The organism is Streptomyces sp. NPDC058401 (genome assembly GCF_042722885.1).
GTDB lineage: Bacteria > Actinomycetota > Actinomycetes > Streptomycetales > Streptomycetaceae > Streptomyces.
Window position 1 is genome coordinate 1 of sequence record NZ_JBHXKA010000264.1, and the last position, 3,537, is coordinate 3,537.

Consider the following 3,537-nt stretch of genomic DNA (forward strand, 5'->3'; position numbering starts at 1 on the left):
GGATCGACTGGTACAACTACCACCGACCCCACACCGGCATCCAAGGCCAAACACCCGCCAGCCGCGTCACCAACCTGCCCGGACAACACACCTAGATCCAGCCCTCCAGCGAGGCCATGAAGCCGTCGAAGTCGTCGCGGTGGATGGTGTGGCCGGCGCCGGTGACCGAACGGACTTCGAAGCCGCGCTCCTTGAGGACCGCCGCGCGCTCCGGGGAGATCAGGAAGCTCGGGTCCGCCAGCTGGACGAGGGACGGGACCACCGGTGCGGCCGGCAGCAGGTCCGTGCCGGTCAGCGGGGCCAGGCTCAGGGCGGTGGCCTCGTCCCAGACGGCCAGGGTGGCCAGTTCCACGTCCACGTCGGCTTCCTCCCAGCGCGGGTTCATGGCCCGGATCTGCTCCTTGGGCGCGGACTTGAACTGGGCGAACATCTCGGGGCCGAAGCCCTCGCCGAGCTCCGCGAGGTGCCAGGCCGGGTCGGAGAACACGGCGCGCTTCGGCTTCAGCCTGCCGACGGCCTTCGAGAGGGTCAGGCCGCCCAGGGAGTGGCCGATGGCGAGCTCGGCGCCGGCCGGGAGCGTTTCGACCACGTCGTCGGCGAAGGCCTCCGGGCTGTACTCGCCCCGGCCGCTGGCGCCGTGGCCGCGCAGGTCCACGGCGATGGCGCGGTAGCCGCGCTCGGCGAGGGCGGGGCCGACCCGGCGCCAGGTGCGGTGGTCGGCCATGATCCCGTGGATCAGGAGGGCGATGCGGTCGCCTTCGCCCCAGGTGTGGGTGTGGAGCTGCATTGTGCTGCCTTTCGTGGGAGGGGGATGTGGGTGGGGTGGGGCGGGGCGGGCGCGTTCTAGCGGACGCTGCGGATCGGCCTGACCGCCAGGGCGCCGGCCACCGCGAGGGCGGCGGCCGCGATGAACAGGGCCGTGTAGCCGCCGCTCACGGACACGATCACCGAGGCGATGAAGGGGGCGACGATCTGCGGCCCGGCGTTGGCGATGTTGAGTACGCCCATGTCGCGGGCGGCGTCCTCGGCCTTGGGGAGCACCATGGTCACCAGTGCGGTGTCCACGGCCATGTAGCAGCCGAACGCGAGGCCGTTGATCACGGCGAAGGCCAGCATGGCCGTCCAGCTGGTCGACAGGGCCGGGATCAGCAGTGCGATGGCGGACAGCAGGGCGGAGGCGCCGACGAAGAGCTTGCGGCGGTCGTACTTGTCCGAGAGCCAGCCGCCGAGGACGGTGGAGACGACCATCGCCACGCTGGTCAGCGGCATCATGATGGCCACCGCCGCTTCCGGCTTCATGCCCTCGGGCAGCACGGTGTGGTCCTGGAGGATGTACAGCTGGTAGCCGCTGACCGCGAAGTATCCGAGGACCAGCAGGGCCCGCCCGATGAACGCCCAGCGGAAGTCGTGGTCCTTGAGGGCGCTCGCGAAGGCGGCCAGCTGCGCCTTGACCGGCATGGAGGGCTTCGCGGGGCGCCGTTCCTCGCGGGTGCAGACGGTGAACAGGACGGCGGCGCCGGCGACGAGCGCGCCGAAGATCAGGTACCCGGTGCGGTAGTCGTCCGAGAAGGCCGCACCGATCAGGGCGCCGACGGTCGAGCCGAGCGGCAGGCCGAGGCCGACGGCGGCGGAGGCCTTGCCGCGGGCGCTCATGGGCACCCGGTCGGGGACCACGGAGGTGATGGCGGCCTGGTAGATGTTCATCACGGCCTGGCCGAGGCACCAGGCGATGGTGATGAGCAGGATCGTGTCCGCGACGCCGAGCAGGAACATCGCCGGTATCGCGGCGAGTCCACCGCCCAGGATCCAGGGGTTGCGCCGTCCGCTGCGGTCGGACAGGGCGCCCGCGACCGGGTTGAAGACCGTCGCGAAGATCGCCGAGACCCCTGCGATCAGGCCGAAGTTGGAGACCTTGTTCGCCGCGTCGATGTCTTCGACCTGGAGGGCGAGGAGTACACCGGCGACACCGATGTAGAGGGCGTACATGGCGCCGTTGCCGACGAGCAGCAAGGGGAGCAGACCGCGCCGGGTGGCGGGTGCGTCGGTGGTGGCGGCGGCGGTGCCGGTGCCGGGGGAGGAAAGGGCCACGGTGCCCTCCTGGGCAGTTTGGGAAGGGGCGAGGGGTACGGGAGGGGTGCACTGAGGGGTGTGGGGAGGAGTGCGCGCCGCCCTGTCGCGACGGCGGGGGTGCGACGGAACGCGGCAGGGCGGCGGCACGGCTGGGCACGGCACCGGCACGTGTGGAGACGCCCTGGATGAAGCCCGGATGACGTCTGGGTTACACGTGTCAGTGAATCGTGTAACCACTGTGTAGCATTGGTTTCCGGCCATCCGCTAGCCCCTGGGCACAACCGGTCTGGAAAGATGCCACGGCAATGTCTCAGTCATCGAAGCCCCCCACGCCGCCGTTGAAGCCCCCCACGCAGTCGTCGCAGCCGCTCGTGCCGACCAGCGCGGACGTCGCCCGTCTCGCCGGGGTCTCGCGCGCGACGGTCTCGTACGTCCTGAACAACGCGGAAGCCGTACGCATCAGCGAGCCGACCCGCCGCAAGGTCCGGGAGGCCGCCGAGGAGCTCGGTTACGTCCCCCACGCGGCCGCCCGCAGCCTGCGCGCCGGGCACACCCGCATCGTGCTGCTCCCCACCTCGCACGTGCCGATCGGCCCGCTCTACAGCACCTTCCTCAACGAGCTGCAGTGGGCACTGCGCGGCCTGGACTACACGGTGGTCCAGTACGGCAGCCTCGGCCTCACCGGTGACGAGGCCGCCCGCGCCTGGGCCGAACTGCGCCCGGTCGCGGTGCTCTCCCTCGGCGAGATCAGCCTGTCCCCGCACAACGTGGCCACGCTCAAGCGGGCCGGGGCGCGCGCGGTCCTGACGATGGGGCCGGAAGCCGTGTCCGGGGCGCACGCGCTGGTCATGGACCAGGCGGAAGTCGGCGCGCGGGCGGCCGAGCACCTCGTCGAGCGGGGCCGGCGGCGGATCGGCGTGGTCGTCCCGGAGGAGGAGGGGCTGGGACTCTTCTCCACGCCCCGGCTGGCGGGCGCGCGGTCCGTGGCGGGGGCGGAGGTCGTGGCCCTGCGGATGGCCTACTCGGAGGAGTCGGCGGCGGAGCTGGCCGAGCGGTGGGGGTCGCTGGGGCTGGACGCGGCGTTCGCGTACAACGACGAGTACGCGATGCTGCTGATGCGGGCCTTCCAGGACGTGGGCCTGCGCGTGCCGCAGGACGTGGCCGTCATGGGCGCGGACGACCTGCTGATCGGCCGGCTGCTGCGGCCCAGGCTCAGCACGGTGCAGATCGAGATGCCGACGGGGGAGCGGTTGGCGGCGCTGGTGGACCAGGCGGTACGGGAGCCCGCGGCGGCGGCGCTGCGACACGACCTGATGGCGGCGGTGGCGGTGCCGCGGGACTCGACCTGAGCCCGCCGCCCCGGTCCGGTCGAGCTGCGGCGGGTCGTGGGTGACGGCCAGGGGCTGCGCCCGGGCCTCCGGGGCTCCGCCCCGGACCCCGCGCCTCAAACGCCGGCGGGGCTGAAAT

At 72.2% G+C, this 3,537-nt stretch carries 3 protein-coding genes; 1 reads left to right on the plus strand and 2 read right to left on the minus strand.

The genetic code is table 11. The annotated features are described in order from the left end of the window. Positions 1-91: 91 nt before the first annotated feature. A complete protein-coding gene (locus tag ACFWNV_RS39560; RefSeq protein ID WP_383957168.1) occupies positions 92-787 on the minus strand; it encodes an alpha/beta fold hydrolase in 696 nt (231 codons plus the stop codon). A gap of 56 nt (positions 788-843) precedes the next feature. Next, entirely contained in the window at positions 844-2,088 is a 1,245-nt protein-coding gene (locus tag ACFWNV_RS39565; protein ID WP_383957171.1) for an MFS transporter, read from the minus strand. Between the two features lie 287 nt (positions 2,089-2,375). Between ACFWNV_RS39565 and ACFWNV_RS39570 the strand changes: the two genes are divergently transcribed. Continuing rightward, the gene (locus ACFWNV_RS39570; protein WP_383957173.1) at positions 2,376-3,419 is read left to right on the plus strand and encodes a LacI family DNA-binding transcriptional regulator; all 1,044 of its coding nucleotides are present in this window, start codon (positions 2,376-2,378) and stop codon (positions 3,417-3,419) included. Positions 3,420-3,537 lie beyond the last annotated feature (118 nt).

Excerpts from the sequence above, each read along its gene's own strand:
- ACFWNV_RS39560 (WP_383957168.1), bottom strand. The coding sequence starts at position 787 with ATGCAGCTCCACACCCACACCTGGGGCGAAGGCGACCGCATCGCCCTC.
- ACFWNV_RS39570 (WP_383957173.1), top strand. The coding sequence starts at position 2,376 with ATGTCTCAGTCATCGAAGCCCCCCACGCCGCCGTTGAAGCCCCCCACG.